This is a genomic window from Shinella agrisoli (assembly GCF_046557955.1).
GTDB lineage: Bacteria > Pseudomonadota > Alphaproteobacteria > Rhizobiales > Rhizobiaceae > Shinella.
In genome coordinates this window covers 449,082-465,710 of the sequence record NZ_JBJIEP010000001.1, presented here as the reverse complement: position 1 = coordinate 465,710, position 16,629 = coordinate 449,082, and the positions used below count along the sequence as shown (strand labels likewise).

Here is a 16,629-nt window from a genome sequence, read left to right as displayed (position 1 = left end):
CCGACGCCGCGGCATTCTCCCTTCTCCCCCCTTGCGGGGGAGATGTCGGCAGTGCCGACAGAGGGGGGTGGCGCAGCGAATGCCTCGGCCGGACCGGAAACGATGCGGGTGCCAGGCCACCCCCCTCTGTCACCTACGGTGACATCTCCCCCGCAAGGGGGGAGAAGGGCGGCTATCTCTGCCGCTCGGCCCAATTCTCCAACCTTCCGGATGAAGTCGGATGGGCGCGTCGGGGGATTCGCGTTCATCGGGGCCGGCACCCGATGAGCACCCCCGCCGACAGCGCCGTCGCGCAATATTTCTCCACCATCCGCTCCGCGCTCGGCGGCCTCGAAATCTTCCTCGGCGACCGCAACTCCCCGCTCTACCGCAATTCCGTGGTGGGCGAGATCGTCATGCCCTATCTCGCGCGGCTGAAGGCCTCCTTCGCCTGCTGGGAGAACCGCATCGGCTTCGTGAAGCAGTTCCGCGTCTCGCGCGCCGAGAGCGGCTTTCCGGTGTTCCAGAACGTGCTGGAGCTGGAGAACGACCGGCAGAGCGCGGAAAAGCGCCTTTCGGCCATGCCGAATGCCGACCAGCTGCGTTCGGAGATGGCCGACTTCATCCTGCGCCACAAGGCGTTCCCGTCCGACCTGCAGGCGCGCATGGCCGAGCGGCTCTACCTGGAGCAGATCGGCAAGGGCGACATCTTCTCGCCCTTCGTGCTGCCCGAGACGATCCGCGTCGCGGTCAATCCGAAGACCATGCGGCCCTATTACGTCGTCTGCTGGGGCGCTTTCGACGGCACGGCGACGCTGCCGATGGTCTATATGGCGACCATCGAGGATTCGACGGAGAACGTCGTCAGGATGCTGGTGACGAAGGACGGCAAGCTCAATCCGGAGGTGGATATCCCGCTGCCGGTCGGCGGCCTGCTCAACCCCGAGCTTGCCAGCCGCTTCGACGATTTCGCCCTGAAGAACAGCGCCTATTCGCTGACGCCGGCGACGATCGCCACCAATCTCGACAAGGATTTCCCGACGCTGCATCCCAAGCAGCTTCGCCGCATCGTGCTCGGCCCGTTCTATTCGGCGGGCATCACCGAGAACAACGAGCGGGTCAACGAGATCCTCTCCAAGGTGCGCAAGCCGGAAAACGCCTGGCTGCTCACCTGGACGGTGCAGGAGGTCTTCTCCAAGGCCGAGCGTCCGGCGCAGAAGGGTTTCTGGAGCTCCACGCCGGCGCAGGAGGAATTCCATATCGAGACCGACGATCTGGAGGCCGCCCGCATGGGCGTCAGCGCTTACGAGAAGCATGCGCTGGTGCCGCACGACGCCTACCAGGCGCTCTACGCCGCGGGCGAGACCGAGGGCATCTTCGGCGCCTACAAGGTGCATGTGATTTCCGGAAACCAGGTGATCAGCGAGGGCTAGGAGTTCTTTTGACGCTTCGGCGGGCCGACCCGCCGGCTCTTTTCGCGCTCCGCCGCGTCGCGCTTCTTGCCGATATCCTTGGATATCGGCTCCAAACCGCTCCTGACGGAGCATGAAAATCCCTCGGCGTCTCGACCCGCCGAACATCAAAAGGACTCCGCCGATGAGCCTCAACGCCGGACTGACGACGATCCACGAGGACGACATCGCCAAGCACCAGGCGGCGGCGCAGAGCCTCGTTTCCAAGCTCGTCATCCTCGAGAGCGAGGACGGCAAGAGCGGCACGGCGCTTGCCGGCACCGGCCGGCGCTTCGTCTCGACCGTCTCGACCGCAGGGGCGAGGCGCACGCGCGAGGTGGAACTGGCCAAGACCATCCAGTCCGTGCGCGCGGCCGATCCGCTGCTTTCGCCGCAGCAGCATGCCGTGCTCTACCGTTCCCGGCGCGGATTGCAGGTGGCGCTGGCGGTGACGGACGCCTTTTCCCGCCAGACCGATCTCGAAGGCCTGCAATCGCGCAACCTCGCTTCGCCGCTTTCGGGCGACGAGGCCAACCGGTTCAAGGCGCTGCTCGCAGCTTCCGCCTATATCGCCGCCTTCACCTTCGCCGCCTATCTCGGCGCGACGCTGCCGGGCGAGGGCGAGCCGGTGGAGGACGGCGGGGAGCCCGACTATCTCTTCGACACGCCGCAGGATGCTCTGAAAAGCATGGTCGCCGGCCTGGAGCGCACCATCGCCGGCGCGCCGGACGACGCGGCGCTCGTCAGCCGGGCGCGGGCCTTCTCGCGCGTCGCCATCGAGGGGCTGATTTCCCGCCGCGCGCGCTTCACCGGGCTTGCCGGCTTCGAGAACGCGCATATCCGCATCGATGGGGACGATTTCACGCTGAACGGCTTCGACGTCGCGCCCAGCCAGAAGCGCAAGCCGCTCGTCATGACCTTCAAGAAGCCGAACGAGATCATCGGCAACCACATCGCCAAGTACCAGGCGATGAAGCTCGCCAAGATGCTCGTCGCCTACGATTTCGAGCGGCAGCTGAACCCCTTCGTCGAGCTCGGCGGCTTCCTCTTCACCTTCATCGGCGACGGCATGCCGGGCACCGGCAAGACGATCCTCATCCAGATGCTCGCCGGCCTCGTCAACGACTATTGCCAGGTCGCCGGCTACGCCTTCCACTACGAGAATTTCGGCGTCGACCAAATCTCCTCCTACCAGGGCAAGTCCGGCCAGAACTGCAAGGACTTCGTCAACAACGTGATGAACCCGAAGGCGATCGGCTTCGGCACCATCGACGACGTCGACCAGGTCGCGGCCAAGCGCTCGGACGACCGGGCCTCTGCCGGCCAGCACGAGGTGACGGCGGTGCTGATGGAGAGCTTCGCCGGCGCCTCCACCGTCGTGCGCGGCAACTGCACCTTCGGCATGTTCTCCAACTATCCGGAAAACGTCGACGACGCGCTGCGCCAGCGCGCCGGCGCCCGCTGGCTGGTCGACGGGCCGCAGACGCAGGACGACTATATCGACATCTTCGCCATGCTGGTCGGCAGGAACCATTCGATCCCGCTCGGCGACCACAAGCTCTTCGACGGGCAGGAGATCAAGCGCGCCGTCTCGACCTCCTACGAGCAGCATGCACGGCCGCAGGAGGACGGACTGCTGGCCGTCTGGGAGCGGCACGAGAAGGAGCACGGCGCGATCCGCACGCTGGAGGATATCGGCAGCTATCTCCACGCCATCAAGGTCGCCGAACCGCGCTTCACCGGCCGCGCCATCAAGAACATCACCGACGCGATCAAGATGCGCGCCATGGACGTGGACCTGCCGGACGACTGGTTCGCGACGCCCGAAGCCTTCATGCACAAGGGCTACGACGAGAAGAAGGCGATGATCGAGGAACTGCGCGGGCCGATCACCATGGAGATGATCCTCCAGGAGATCAACCGCTACGCCGATTCGGAATTCCGCTACACTGACAAATCCGACGATGCCGCCGTCTCCGACATCATCCGCCGCGAGCGCCAGCGCGAGAAGGCGGTCCGCGAGATCGAGGCGATGAAGGCGGAGGGACGGTGGTAGGATTGCAGAAAATTCGCTATCCGCTATAATTTCGACATGAAGACTGTCGCTTACAGCAAAACTGCTTCCCGCATGCTGTTAAGGATGCCACGAAATGAAGCCGCGCGCATTCGTAGCAAGGTCGACCAATATGCGGCAGATCCAGCATCTCTCGTGAACCAAGTCAAAAAACTTCAAGGACGGCCTGGTTTCAGATTGAGAGTTGGTGATTGGCGCGTGATCTTCGATGAAGACGATCAAGTCGTGTCCATCGAAGAAATCGGTAGCCGCGGCAGCATCTATGAGTGAGGAGCTGAAATGGGACACGTGACACAGTTCAAGTCGCCGAGCGGCGATGAAATGGTTGTGCTCTCGCGGGCCGAATATGACACCCTCGTCGAGGCGGCGGAAATGCTTGCCGATGTAGCTGCCTATGACCGTGCCAAGGCAAGGATTGCGGCGGGTGAGGATGAAATGATCCCGGCCGAGTTCGTTTACCGGATGATGGATGGCGAAAGTCCATTGCGTGTATGGCGCGAGTTTCGCAATCTCTCCGCCAAGGATCTGGCAGCCCAGGCGGGCATCAGCACGGCCTATCTGTCGGAGATTGAGACAGGCAAGAAGGAAGGAAGCATTTCGGTGCTTAAAAGCATCGCCAAAGCCCTTGGCATCGACCTCGACGACCTGTTCTGGGGCGAGGACATGAAGCGGCCCGCAAGCGAATGATCCAAGACGCATGAAACGCCTCCTCGAAGCCGAACTGATCTACGGCCGGCTGCTGCCGATCGACGAGCCGCACCTGGTCGAGCGCTACAACAAGGCGCTCGACGGGTTCGGGATCCGGCGCACCGGGCTTTCGAGCTTCCGCATCGACATGACGGGCTTTTCGCCGGAGATCGCGGACGAGCTCGGCGACCGGGACTACCTCGATCCGAACCGCGTCAACCGGCGCTTCATCATCATGACGCCGGAGCAGGTGAACCTGCCGGTGGTGCACACCAGTTTCTCCAACACCGCCGCGCTGATGCACGAGTTCTTTTCCGCCAATGCGCGGGCGATCAACGCGATCACCATCCGCGACGCGCTCTATGGCGAGATCGAGGACTCGGTCTCGGTCGTGAACGACATTGACGACCTCCTGTCGATCAACGAGGTGCGCTTCAAGGTGCTCTCGGCGGAGGACATGCTCGGCAAGGCAGGCGAACTGCGCAGCCTGGTCGACCGGCTGAAGACGGTGCCGAACGCCTGGGCGGACGACGCCATGCTGAACCGCATGGTGGAGCTTGCCAGGCAGACCGGCGACATCCGCCAGAACGCGCTGGTGCCCGACCAGCTCGTCTTCCGCCATGAGGCCTACTGGGCGAACCATTTCGGCGGCGTCTACGTCTTCCTCGACGACAGGACGACCACGGTGATCTGCGATCCGACCGTGCCGGGCTTTCGGCGCTCGCGGCCGTGGCAGGTGAGCTACATCGCGCTCGACGACCACAGGCGCATCTTCGATTTCCTCGCCTCCACGAAACGGCTGGAGCTGCCGCGCGCCTCCTGGGTCGAGCCGTCCGGCCTCTTCCAGCACCGGGCGGACATGACGGTCCTCGGCCTCGTCAACCGGGCCGAGCCGACCGCCGACCTTGCAAAGGCCGACCGCATCTGGCTGCAGACCTGGATGCATCGCAATGCCGCGCTGGTCGCCCGTGACGGCACCTATCCCTTCCTCCAGGAGGCGATCCGCACGGTGGCCGCGACCGGCGAGATCAAGATCAACGACGTCCCGCCGGAGCGGCGCTTCCTCCTCGTGCGCGCGGCGCCCGACCATCCGGACCAATGGCTGGTCAACCGGCTGATTTCTCAGATGGTTCCCTACGATTTCGTCTCCCGCTTCGTGTTCGACAAGCAGGGCTTCTACGCGGCCTACGAGCAATACGGTGAAAAGTTCCGCGAGTACGTTGTGGCGACGTTGACGCGGACCTATCTGCAAGACAAGGCTGCCTATCGCAGGAAACTCTTCGGCATCAGAGAGGATGACGCCAATGCTTGACCCGATCGTCGCGTTCTTCCAGCGCATCTTCGCGGCCATCGGCCGGGGCATCGGCATCGTGATCGCCTGGATCCTCTGGCCGTTCATCACGGCGACGAACTGGTATCGCGCGCGCGGATGGATCATCAAGGGGCCGATCGGCATCGGCCTGCTCGTCCTCCTCGGGCTCTATGCCTATTTCATCTGGCAGACCCAGGTGTGGACCGGCTTCAACCCGGACTACGTGAACAGCTACAACCTCGCCCAGCGCAAGCAGGACGCCGGCTCCGCCTCGACGGGCGCCGCGTCGGCCACGCCGGCCGCGGGGGAAGCATCCGAGCCGGAGCCGAAGACCTGCGTGCGCTCGGCGATCGTCGACGTCACGGCGGACCTCATCGACTACAACGTCAACCAGAACGCCTGGATCTCCTCCATGCTGCTCTACAAGCTCGGGCTCTTCGGGCTCGACTGGGACCGCACGCCCTGGTTCGACAACAAGGCGTCGTTCCAGCGGGGCATCAACCAGGCGGTCCGCCGCACGGCCGTCGAGCTGGTCGATTCGCTCGGCCGCGTGCGCGGCACGTCCGGCATCAACGCCGACCTCCAGCGCGCACGCGGGAACATCCAGTTCGACGAGGAGACCTGGTATTTCGGCTCGGATTCGCTGCTGCCAAAGACGCCGACGCCGACCTATTACCGCACGGCGATGGCGGACCTGCGCAAGTTCAACGCCTCGCTCGAAGCGTGCGACGCGATCTTCGACGGCCGCTCGGACAACCTCATCGAGTTCCTCGACCGCATCGCCAACGACATCGGCTCCACCTCCGCCATCATCCGCGAGCGGTCCGAGTTCCACAACGGCGGCTGGTTCGATACGCGCGCGGACGACCGGTACTGGTTCGCCTACGGCCAGCTCTACGGCTACTACGGCATCCTTTCGGCGGCCGGCGCGGATTTCGACGCGGTGATCAAGACGCGCGGCATCGAGCCGCTCTGGACCGAAAGCATCAAGCAGCTTCGCTCCGCGCTGAACATCCAGCCGGCGATCATCTCGAACGGCCGCGAGGACGGCTGGATCATGCCGACGCATCTCGCCACCATGGGCTTCTATATCCTGCGCGTGCGCTCGAACCTCGTCGAGATGCGCGACGTGCTGGCGCGGTAGGAAGCCGAAGGCGAGCAGCGAATAGCGAAGCGGCGCGAAACCTCCTTCGCTTCGCCATTCGCCGCAATTTTATCTCCCCGTGTCGTTTCTGATCTATCGGACGGCAAATTCCGGCGTGGCATGGCGCCCGGCTTCACGCTGAAATGGCGCGCCAAGAGAAGAGTGCGCCGCTATCGGGAGAGGAGACCCGGCCGCGGCAGCGCAGAGAGGGAGCGACACCGCATGGCCGACGTGAAGTCCGATATCGAAATTGCCCGCGCCGCAAGCAAGAAGCCGATCCTGGAGGTCGGCGGCACGCTCGGCATCCCGCCGGAGCACCTTCTGCCCTACGGCCACGACAAAGCCAAGATCAGCGCGGAGTTCATCGCCGCGCAGAAGGACAGGAAGAACGGCAAGCTGATCCTGGTCACCGCGATCAACCCGACGCCGGCCGGCGAGGGCAAGACGACGACGACGGTCGGCCTCGGCGACGGGCTCAACCGCATCGGCAAGAAGGCGATCACCTGCATCCGCGAGGCCTCGCTCGGCCCCTGCTTCGGCGTGAAGGGCGGGGCGGCCGGCGGCGGCTATGCGCAGGTCGTGCCGATGGAGGACATGAACCTCCACTTCACCGGCGATTTCCACGCCATCACCTCGGCGCACAATCTCCTGTCGGCACTCATCGACAACCACATCTACTGGGGCAACGAGCAGAACATCGACATCCGCCGCATCGCCTGGCGGCGCGTGATGGACATGAACGACCGGGCGCTGCGCCATATCGTCTGCTCGCTCGGCGGGGTGGCCAACGGCTATCCGCGCGAGGCCGGCTTCGACATCACCGTCGCATCCGAGGTCATGGCGATCCTGTGCCTGGCGACGGACCTGAAGGACCTCGAAAAGCGCCTCGGCAACATCATCATCGGCTACCGCCGCGACAAGTCGCCGGTCTTCGCCCGCGACATCAAGGCGGACGGCGCGATGACGGTGCTGCTCAAGGACGCCATGCAGCCGAATCTCGTGCAGACGCTGGAGAACAACCCGGCCTTCGTGCATGGCGGGCCGTTCGCCAACATCGCGCATGGCTGCAATTCCGTGATCGCCACCACGACGGCGCTGAAGCTTGCCGACTATGTGGTGACGGAGGCCGGTTTCGGCGCCGATCTCGGGGCCGAGAAGTTCTTCGACATCAAGTGCCGCAAGGCCGGGCTGAAGCCGGATGCCGCCGTCATCGTCGCCACCGTGCGCGCCATGAAGATGAACGGCGGGGTGAAGAAGGACGACCTCGGCAAGGAGAACATCGAAGCGGTGAGGAAGGGGTGCGCGAACCTCGGCCGCCATGTGCAGAACGTCAAGAAATTCGGCGTGCCGGCGGTCGTCGCCATCAACCATTTCATCTCCGATACGGATGCGGAAATCCAGGCGGTGAAGGACTACGTGGCGACGCTCGGCGCGGAGGCCATCCTGTGCAAGCACTGGGCGCTGGGCTCGGCCGGCATCGAGGAACTCGCGCACAAGGTGGTCGACCTCGCCGAATCGGGGCTCTCGCAGTTCTCGCCGCTCTATCCGGACGAGATGCCGCTGTTCCAGAAGATCGAGACGATCGCCAAGGACATCTACCATGCCGGCGAGGTCATCGCCGACAAGACGGTGCGCGACCAGTTGCGGGTCTGGGAGGAGCAGGGCTACGGCAACCTGCCGGTCTGCATGGCCAAGACGCAATATTCCTTCTCGACCGATCCGAACCTGCGCGGCGCGCCTTCGGGCCATACGGTGCCGGTGCGCGAGGTGCGCCTTTCGGCCGGCGCCGGCTTCGTCGTCGTCATCACCGGCGAGATCATGACCATGCCGGGCCTGCCGAAGGTGCCGTCGTCGGAGAAGATCTTCCTCAATGAGCAGGGTTATATAGAGGGCTTGTTCTAGGGTCTGCTGCCTGATCGCGAACAATGCTCGGCAAGGCCTGACGCCGCGCGGCTACCAGCAGTAGCGGTAGCCGCCGCGGCGTTCCTTCACGTCGAGATGCAGATGGTTCTGGTGGGCCGCGTCGCTGCCGGGATCGAGCACCGTCGTGAAATAGAGGCAGGCGGCTTCCGTGATCGCGCGCTGGAAGGCGCCTTCGAGGGTGGCGTCCTTGTCCGCCGGGCGGACGGTGAGCGTCTTGCCGCTCTTCAGCGTGAAGCCGGCGATGTCGACGGCATTGCCGAAGGCGTGCTCGGAGATCTTGCCGTCCTCCGCGCCGTTGCGGTTGCGGCAGACATAGGCCGAGGCCTGCGAAAGCCCGGTGATCGCCTCGCCCGGCATGGCGGCTTCGAGCGAGGGCTTCACCGACCCCTCCATCCAGCGCGCGAGCTGGAGCGCCGTATCGCAGCGAAGGGTGGCCTCGGGCTCGACCTTCACGCCGCCCGGCAGGGACTTGAGCAGGACGGGCCTGTCGATGCCGCAGGCCTTGCCGTCGTTGATTGCGGGCGCCTCGTCGAAGGCGGCACCGATCTCCTTCAGCGCGGCCCGGCAGGCGGCCTGCTCCTCGGCGTTCTCCTTCGGGCGCTCCCTGGCTTTCTCCTCTTCCTCTTTCGCCTTTCGCTCGGCTTCGGCTTTCGCGTCCCCGGCAGGCATCTTTTCCGCTTCGTCCGCCGGCTGCTGCTCGGGCCGGGATACGGGCAGGGGGCCGTCCTTCGGCAGCTCCGCGGCGCCGGCGAGTGCCAAGACGGCGGCGAGGAGGGCTATGCGGTAAAGCGTGGCGATGGGTCCGTCTCCCGGCTGAGGCTATCGGCGGGGAAACGCCGGGAGGACCGATTTGGTTGCCGACGGCGGGCTAGATGCCCGCGCCATGCGCGATTTCCATCGGCGGCGCGGGCCGGTCCGCGCAGGCGTCGATGATCGCGCGGACCCGCTCGATGATGCAGGCGTTGTCGCCCGCGTCATTGTTCTCAAGGATGTCGAGGAAGAAGCCCGCCATGGCGCGCGCCTCCTCGGCATTTTGCGGGACATGCCGGCAGATGGCCTGGAAGACGCTGGCAATGCGGCTGTCCAGAGCTTTGAACTCGGGTGTTTCGTGCTGTTCGATAGTCTCCGCGAGCGTGAGCTGCATTTCGCGGAACGCTTCCAGCATGACGGAAACCATGGGCGTCGCCTTGGGATCGGATGGGATTGGACGGTGCGATTAGCATGTGCTTACAAAGGGAGCAAACGCCCCGCCATGGCGAAAGTTCGCGATCCCGAAAGATTGTTTCGCCGCTCCTGCCTCGTCCGGGGCGAGCCGGGACAATCGCGCCTTCTTCGCGCAATATCCGCAAAGGCCCGCTCGCGCGGCGTAAAATGGCATTTATGTGACAGGCCGATCGTTCCCGTATAGTTGATTGGTAAAGTCATCTTTTTTATGTTGACAATATTAATCATGTTTCATAGCGATGGAGCGGGCCACAGACCCGACCACTTTTTGCCATATTTCCGCCTGGCTGAGGGCCGGTGCGCTATCGCGCGCCGGGCGATGTCACGCGAGCTGACCTATAGAGGATACCATGCAGGCTCGGCGTTCCCGTTCCGCACTTCTGGCATGCACGGCGCTTGCCGCGCTCTCGCTTTCCGCCGCCGCTTTCGCGCAGGACGCCTCCAATGGCGCTGCCCCAACCGGCGAAAGCACCGCGCTTCAGCCGGTCATCGTCAAGGGCAAGCGGGTGAAGGCCGTGGGTACCGGCGTGGCTGATACACCTCTGGCCACGACGGTATCGGATGCCGACATCGAATCGAAGCAGATCACCAGTATCGAGGATCTTGGGCGCAGCCTCGAGCCGGGTGTCGGCTTCAACCGCAGCACGGGTGCCGTGAACATTCGCGGCCTCGAGGGACCACGCGTGTTGACCACGATTGACGGCATTCCGGTCCCCTACCTCTACGATACGACCCGTGGCTCGAGCGGTGGTGTGGACTCCTTCGACTTCTCCTCTCTCTCCGCGATCGACATCATGCGGGGCGCGGATTCCAGTCGTGCCGGATCGGGCGCGCTCGGCGGCGCACTCGGTCTGCGAACGCTCGAACCTGAAGACCTGATCGGCGAAGGCCGCGATTGGGGTGGCGTCGCGCGGTTCACTTATGACAGTTCGGACGACAGCTACAGCCCTTCCGCGGCAATCGCGAAGCGCTTCGATAACACGTCGGTTCTGTTCCAGGGTTCTTACAAGGCGGGCGGCGAACGCGACAACAAAGGCTCTGTCGAGGCCTATGGCACGGCGACCCGCACGCTGCCGAACCCGTCGGATTACGATCAGCACAATCTTCTTTTCAAGGTCCGCCACCATGCGGAAAGCGGCCATCTGTTCGGCGTCACGGCCGAGCGCTTCCGCAAGGATCGGGATACGGATGCAAGGACGAGCCAGAGCCTGACGGGCAATTACCGCCCCGGCAACTATGACACCTTCGAAGACAACGACCGCGACCGCATCTCGCTCGACTATGCTTACGATGGCGGCGGCTTCTTCGACTCCGCTTCGGCTTCGCTCTATTGGCTGAAGCAGCTACGCAGCACCGGATACGAGGGCATTCGGTCCACCTCCATTCCTCTCGGCGAGATCACCCGCAAGAACGACTACGAAGAGGAAACGTTGGGTGTCGTAGGTTCGGCGGAAAAGACCTTCGTAACCGGTGCGCTGAGCCATCGCGTCGTGATGGGGCTCGACATAGCCGCCGCGACTGCCGAGCAATATTCGTCCGGCAGAGACAATTGCGCGCCGCCGTACTTCCCGTTCCATCCCTGCCTTAACCTTCACACCAATCAGGCGGACGAGCCGAAGACGGAGAGCCGCAAGATCGGCTTCTTCGTCGATGACGAAATCGGCCTCGGACAGAGCGCCTTCTATCTGACACCGGGTGTACGTTTCGACTGGGTCAAGCGGACGCCCAAGATGACCGATGCCTTCGACAACAACGCCTCGAACCCCGCTCTTCCCGAGGGGTTCAGCGATACGGCGATCTCGCCCAAGCTGAGGCTCGCCTACCGGCCGAGCGAGACGCTCGAACTTTACGGCCAGTGGGCGATGGGCTTCCGTGCGCCGACGGCCGGCGAGCTCTACAGCACGTTCGGCGGTCCCGGCACCTATCTGCGCAGGGGCAATGCTGACCTCAAATCCGAAACCAGCAATGGTTTCGAGATCGGTGCCAGGATGGGGGATGACGATTTCGGCGGCCGCATCAGCGCCTTCCACAATCGTTATCGCAACTTCATCGAGGCCGTTTCTGCTTCTGTGCAGGATCCGGCCGTCTACCCCTTCGGCATCACCGAGTTCCAGAACCTCAATCGCGTGCGGATTACAGGTGTCGAGTTCTCGGTTCACAAGCGCTTCGATTCCGGTTTCCATGTCAACGGCGCGCTCGCTTATGCGAAGGGCAAGAATCTGGAAACTGGCACTTATCTTGGGTCTGTTGCACCCCTCAAAGCCGTTCTCGGCGTGGGTTATGCAACCGAAACCTGGGGTACGGACCTGACATGGATCGGTGTGAAGTCGGTATCGAGCAATTCCGATGCCACCTTCAAGGCACCGGGCTACGGCATCGTCGACCTTACTGCATGGTGGGAACCGGAACAGGTCGAAGGCCTCACGGTTCGTGCCGGTGTATACAATCTCTTCGATAAGGAACATTACGACGCCCTCAACGTGCGGAGCGTCACCGCCACAGCAGCCAACCGCCAGTACTATTCTGAGCCGGGCAGGTCGTTCAAGATTTCCCTTACCCAGCGTTTCTGATGCGGTGGACCCCTTGTCGGGTGGAGAGGGCGGCTTCGGTCGCCCTTTTCCTTGGGCGCCGGATGGAGGCCCTTGCGCAACGCCGTTTCTCCCGCTAACAATTCCCGCCATGACGAACATGAACAACATCGCAAACTGGTGGTGGGCTCGCTGAGGCGGCCTTGACCAGTCATGCGTGATTGAGACGACAAGCCGCCCGGGAAATTCGAGGCGGCTTTTTTGTTTTTCGGGCCGCCTTTGAAGGACCGGGCCCGAAACGGAGTTGGGGAATGGCCACGAAAATTCTGGAAGACGGCGGCGAAGCCTACGAGACGAAGGGCGGGGTCACCGTCACGCGCCGGCGCCGCGCGGCGGACTATGGAGATGCGATCTCCGCCTATGTCGACAAGCTCGACGAGCGGCGCGGCGCGGTCTTCTCGTCGAACTACGAATATCCGGGCCGCTACACCCGCTGGGACACGGCCGTCGTCGATCCGCCGCTCGCCATCTCCTCCTTCGGCCGCGCGGTCTGGATCGAGGCGTTCAATGCGCGCGGCGAGGTGCTGCTCTCCTTCATCGCCGAGCGCCTGGCGAGCGTGCCGGAACTGGCGCTGGGCAGCCGCACGGCAAACCGCCTCGACCTCGACGTGAAGATGCCCGACCGGGTCTTCACCGAGGAGGAGCGTTCCAAGATGCCGACGGTGTTCACGGTGCTGCGCGCCGTCACCGACCTCTTCCATTCGGCGGAGGATTCCAGCCTCGGCCTCTACGGCGCCTTCGGCTACGACCTCGCCTTCCAGTTCGACGCCATCGACCTGAAACTGAAGCGGCCGGACGACCAGCGCGACATGGTGCTCTTCCTGCCGGACGAGATTCTCGTCGTCGACCACTATGCCGCCAAGGCCTGGATCGACCGCTACGACTTCGCCAGGGACGGCCTTTCGACGGAGGGCAAGGGCGAGCCGATCGCGCCCGAGCCCTTCCGGACGGTCGACGTCATCCCGCCGCACGGCGACCATCGTCCCGGCGAATATGCCGAGCTGGTCGTCAAGGCGAAGGAGAGCTTCCGGCGGGGCGACCTCTTCGAGGTGGTGCCCGGCCAGAAATTCTTCGAGCGCTGCGAGAGCAGGCCTTCGGAAATCTCCCGTCGGCTCAAGGCCATCAATCCGTCGCCCTATTCCTTCTTCATCAACCTCGGCAACCAGGAATACCTTGTCGGCGCCTCGCCGGAAATGTTCGTTCGCGTGTCGGGCCGCCGCATCGAGACCTGCCCGATCTCCGGCACGATCAAGCGCGGGGACGACCCGATCGCCGACAGCGAGCAGATCCTGAAGCTCTTGAATTCCAAGAAGGACGAGTCCGAGCTCACCATGTGCTCGGACGTCGACCGCAACGACAAGAGCCGCGTCTGCGAGCCGGGCTCGGTCAAGGTCATCGGCCGCCGGCAGATCGAGATGTATTCGCGCCTCATCCACACGGTCGACCATATCGAGGGGCGGCTTCGCGACGACATGGACGCCTTCGACGGTTTCCTCTCCCATGCCTGGGCCGTCACGGTCACCGGCGCGCCGAAGCTTTGGGCGATGCGCTTCATCGAGGCGCATGAGAAGAGCCCGCGTGCATGGTATGGTGGGGCGATCGGCATGGTCGGCTTCAACGGCGACATGAACACGGGGCTGACGCTGCGCACCATCCGCATCAAGGACGGCATCGCTGAAGTCAGGGCCGGCGCGACGCTGCTCTACGATTCCAACCCCGAGGAAGAAGAAGCCGAAACCGAACTGAAGGCCTCCGCCATGATCGCAGCCATCCGGGACGCCAAGTCCGGCAATTCCGCCAAGGTCCAGCGCGACGTCGCATCCGTCGGGGCTGGGGTGAACATCCTGCTCGTCGACCACGAGGACAGCTTCGTGCACACGCTCGCCAACTACTTCCGCCAGACGGGCGCGAACGTGACGACCGTGCGCACGCCGGTGGCCGAGGAGGTGTTCGACCGCATGAAGCCCGACCTCGTGGTGCTGTCGCCCGGTCCCGGCACGCCGAAGGACTTCGACTGCAAGGCGACGATCAAAAAGGCGCGGGCGCGCCAGCTGCCGATCTTCGGCGTCTGCCTGGGGCTCCAGGCCCTCGCGGAAGCCTATGGCGGGGAGTTGCGCCAGCTCGCCATCCCGATGCACGGCAAGCCTTCGCGCATCCGCGTGCTGGAGCCCGGCATCGTCTTCTCCGGCCTCGGACGCGAGGTGACGGTCGGCCGCTATCATTCGATCTTCGCCGATCCCTCGACGCTGCCGCGCGAGTTCATCATCACTGCGGAGAGCGAGGACGGCACGATCATGGGCATCGAGCACGCCAGCGAGCCGGTCGCAGCCGTGCAGTTCCACCCCGAATCGATCATGACGCTCGGCCAGGACGCCGGCATGCGCATGATCGAGAACGTGGTGGCGCATCTTTCGAAGAAGGCGAAGGTGAAGGCCGCGTAGTTTCGGCGCGCCTGTCCGCAAGCTTTGACAAAACCTCCGGCATGGTCCATAGCGACCCGGAGGAAAAACCGCGTGCACGCCCCCGTGCGCGCGGTTTTGCGTTGATGGGACAGGCTTTTTGCAACTCGGTTGCATGCGCATGGAGAGCGGCATGGAAAACTCCGACGGCAGCAAGGTCAGGCGGCTCGCGCTCTGGGGCATTCCGCTGTCGCTCTTCGTGATGGGGCTGAAGCTCGTCGCCTGGTGGGTGACCGGATCGGTGGCGCTTCTGTCCGACGGGCTGGAATCGAGCGTCAACGTCGTCGCCGCCGTCGTCGCCTTCGCGGCGGTCACCTATGCGGCGAAGCCGGCCGACAAGACGCATCCCTTCGGCCATCACAAGGCGGAGTACCTTTCGGCCGTCCTGGAGGGCGTGCTGATCGTAGTGGCGGCGCTGCTTATCGTGATCGAGGCGGTTCCGGCCGTGCTGGCGCCGGCGCCGCTGGAGGCACCGGCACTCGGCCTTGCCATCAATTTCGCCGCCGGAGCCATCAATGCGGTCTGGGCCTTCACGCTCATCCGTGCCGGGCGCCGCTATCGTTCGCCCGCGCTGTCGGCGGACGGCCAGCATATCCTTTCCGACGTCGTCACCTCGGCGGGCGTGCTCGTCGGCCTCGTCCTCGCGATCGCGACCGGATATGCGGTGCTCGACCCGTTGCTGGCGGTGCTCGTTGCGCTCAACATCCTCTATCAGGGCTGGAAGGTCATCGCCCACTCGGTCGACGGCCTGATGGACCATGCGGTGGAGCCGGAGGAGGCGGAGGCGATCAAGACGGCCATCGCGGTGAACGGTGCGGGCTCGCTCGGCGTGCACGACCTGAAGACCCGGCGGGCGGGGGCGGCGACCTTCGTCGATTTCCATCTCGTCGTGCCGGCGGCGATGCCGGTCGGCGCGGCGCACGAGATCTGCGACCGGCTGGAGGATGCCATCCGCACGGTGCAGCCCGGCGCGCAGATCGCGATCCATGTCGAGCCGGAGACGGAGAAGGCGCATGGCGAGCGTGTGCGCGTGAGTTCGGCGGACACCGCAAGGTAAGACGGCGGCTCCGGAACGGTGTCTTTTCAGCCGAACGCCAGCGCCAGCCCGGCAAGCGCCGTCAGGCCGCCGATGATGCGGGCGAAGACCGTGCCGCCGGAAAGGCGGGCAATGCCGAGGCCGAGGCCGATGCCGGCGGCATGGAGCAGCGCGGTCGCGACGACGAAGCCGATGCCGAATTGCAAGGCACCGGCCGCGCCGAGCTCGCCGCCATGGGCATGGCCGTGGAAGAGCGCGAAGACGGCGACGATAGCGGCCGATGCGGCGGTGTCGAGCCGCACCGCCATGGCGACGAGGAGGCCGAGGGCGACGACGGAAGCGAGGATCGCCGGCTCGACGAAGGGCAGGCCGACGCCGGAAACGGCAAGGCCGAAGCCGATCGCCATGGTCGCCACGAAGGCGGCCGGCACGGCCCACAGCGCCTTGCCGCCGATCTGCGCCGCCCACAGGCCGACGGCGACCATGACCAGGATGTGGTCGAGGCCGAAGAGCGGATGGGAGAAGCCGGCCATGAAAGAGCCGTGCTCCTCCGGGGCGAGATGGGCGAAGGCCGGCACCGTCGTGGCGGCGAGCGCGGCGAATGCCAGCGTGATGCGTCTGATCATGATGTCCCCTGTTCCGCCGGCGCTCGGAGCCGCCGCGGTGTTCCGTCGATGAGAACGGCATCCTAGGAGCGGTCGCGAACCTGAGTCCATACGCAAATTGCGTAGACGCGCAGGCCGGCGCGGTGC

General features: G+C 64.6%; 13 protein-coding genes. 10 read left to right on the top strand and 3 right to left on the bottom strand.

What is annotated here, in order from left to right:
• The first annotated feature begins 263 nt into the window (after positions 1 to 263).
• The 7 genes from ACIIOY_RS02235 to ACIIOY_RS02205 all read left to right on the top strand — a co-directional run bounded on the left by ACIIOY_RS02235 (position 264) and on the right by ACIIOY_RS02205 (position 8,549).
• Positions 264 to 1,412 (top strand): hypothetical protein, encoded by a 1,149-nt coding sequence (locus ACIIOY_RS02235; RefSeq protein ID WP_411032972.1) that lies wholly within the window; start codon positions 264 to 266, stop codon positions 1,410 to 1,412.
• Between the two features lie 163 nt (positions 1,413 to 1,575).
• The gene (locus ACIIOY_RS02230; RefSeq protein ID WP_411032971.1) at positions 1,576 to 3,486 is read left to right on the top strand and encodes an AAA family ATPase; all 1,911 of its coding nucleotides are present in this window, start codon (positions 1,576 to 1,578) and stop codon (positions 3,484 to 3,486) included.
• 36 nt (positions 3,487 to 3,522) lie between these two features.
• Positions 3,523 to 3,774, top strand: a complete 252-nt coding sequence (locus tag ACIIOY_RS02225) for a type II toxin-antitoxin system RelE family toxin (RefSeq protein WP_411032970.1) — start codon at positions 3,523 to 3,525, stop codon at positions 3,772 to 3,774.
• Between the two features lie 9 nt (positions 3,775 to 3,783).
• Positions 3,784 to 4,191 (top strand): helix-turn-helix domain-containing protein, encoded by a 408-nt coding sequence (locus ACIIOY_RS02220; RefSeq protein ID WP_411032969.1) that lies wholly within the window; start codon positions 3,784 to 3,786, stop codon positions 4,189 to 4,191.
• 10 nt (positions 4,192 to 4,201) lie between these two features.
• On the top strand, positions 4,202 to 5,503 hold the full coding sequence (locus tag ACIIOY_RS02215; protein ID WP_411032968.1) for a DUF6638 family protein: 1,302 nt from the start codon (positions 4,202 to 4,204) through the stop codon (positions 5,501 to 5,503).
• A complete protein-coding gene (locus ACIIOY_RS02210) occupies positions 5,496 to 6,647 on the top strand; it encodes a DUF2333 family protein (RefSeq protein WP_411032967.1) in 1,152 nt (383 codons plus the stop codon). The genes ACIIOY_RS02215 and ACIIOY_RS02210 overlap by 8 nt, the downstream gene beginning before the upstream one ends.
• Before the next feature lie 222 nt (positions 6,648 to 6,869).
• On the top strand, positions 6,870 to 8,549 hold the full coding sequence (locus tag ACIIOY_RS02205; protein WP_411032966.1) for a formate--tetrahydrofolate ligase: 1,680 nt from the start codon (positions 6,870 to 6,872) through the stop codon (positions 8,547 to 8,549).
• A 51-nt stretch (positions 8,550 to 8,600) separates the two neighbouring features.
• Here ACIIOY_RS02205 and ACIIOY_RS02200 read toward each other — a convergent pair whose 3' ends face one another.
• Positions 8,601 to 9,329 (bottom strand): extensin-like domain-containing protein, encoded by a 729-nt coding sequence (locus tag ACIIOY_RS02200; RefSeq protein WP_411032965.1) that lies wholly within the window; start codon positions 9,327 to 9,329, stop codon positions 8,601 to 8,603.
• 109 nt (positions 9,330 to 9,438) lie between these two features.
• Positions 9,439 to 9,747, bottom strand: a complete 309-nt coding sequence (locus ACIIOY_RS02195; RefSeq protein WP_411032964.1) for a hypothetical protein — start codon at positions 9,745 to 9,747, stop codon at positions 9,439 to 9,441.
• 397 nt (positions 9,748 to 10,144) lie between these two features.
• Here ACIIOY_RS02195 and ACIIOY_RS02190 point away from each other — a divergent pair, with 397 nt between their 5' ends.
• The 3 genes from ACIIOY_RS02190 (at position 10,145) to ACIIOY_RS02180 (ending at position 15,898) form a co-directional block, all read left to right on the top strand.
• Positions 10,145 to 12,364: a TonB-dependent hemoglobin/transferrin/lactoferrin family receptor gene (locus ACIIOY_RS02190; RefSeq protein ID WP_411032963.1), complete on the top strand. Its 2,220-nt coding sequence runs from the start codon at positions 10,145 to 10,147 to the stop codon at positions 12,362 to 12,364.
• A gap of 269 nt (positions 12,365 to 12,633) precedes the next feature.
• Entirely contained in the window at positions 12,634 to 14,823 is a 2,190-nt protein-coding gene (locus tag ACIIOY_RS02185) for an anthranilate synthase (protein ID WP_411032962.1), read from the top strand.
• Positions 14,824 to 14,974: 151 nt separating this feature from the next.
• On the top strand, positions 14,975 to 15,898 hold the full coding sequence (locus tag ACIIOY_RS02180) for a cation diffusion facilitator family transporter (protein WP_411032961.1): 924 nt from the start codon (positions 14,975 to 14,977) through the stop codon (positions 15,896 to 15,898).
• A gap of 26 nt (positions 15,899 to 15,924) precedes the next feature.
• Here ACIIOY_RS02180 and ACIIOY_RS02175 read toward each other — a convergent pair whose 3' ends face one another.
• On the bottom strand, positions 15,925 to 16,503 hold the full coding sequence (locus tag ACIIOY_RS02175; protein ID WP_411032960.1) for a HupE/UreJ family protein: 579 nt from the start codon (positions 16,501 to 16,503) through the stop codon (positions 15,925 to 15,927).
• Positions 16,504 to 16,629: the final 126 nt, after the last annotated feature.